Origin of the sequence: Sulfitobacter sp. HI0129 (assembly GCF_001635395.1) — a bacterium.
GTDB lineage: Bacteria > Pseudomonadota > Alphaproteobacteria > Rhodobacterales > Rhodobacteraceae > Sulfitobacter.
The window spans coordinates 1-370 of the sequence record NZ_LWGH01000041.1 but is presented as its reverse complement, the minus strand read 5'-3'; the positions used below and the strand labels follow the sequence as shown (position 1 = coordinate 370).

General features: G+C 60.3%; 1 protein-coding gene. It reads right to left on the bottom strand.

Annotated elements, in window-relative coordinates:
* Positions 1 to 370 (bottom strand): hypothetical protein (locus tag A3764_RS25000; RefSeq protein ID WP_161487472.1); only part of this gene is annotated, 370 nt, incomplete at both ends.

Genomic DNA, 370 nt, shown 5'->3' with positions numbered 1-370 from the left:
GATCCGCAATCGTTTCGCCGCCCAGCCGGGCGGAGCCGGGGATATAGAGGGCATTGCGCCGAAACTTGTCCGCAACCTTGGCCTGCTGCACGGCTTGCCGCATGTTGTTGTTGGCCTTGACCGTATAGAGCTCGAATTCATTGGCCTGCACTTCCGGTTTGTTGACGGATTTCTCCAACGTCAGCGGCACCCCGTAGTAGGGATCGAGCGGCACATCCATCAGGAAGACCGGACCGCTGGTATGGGAAAAGGCATGCCCGTAGGACCCTTCCATCTCGACCCGGCGCTCGAAACCACTGAACGCCGTGCGGGTGGAGGGGAATTCATAGCTGGCGGGCGGGCGCACTTCGATCCGATAGGTATCGGTATG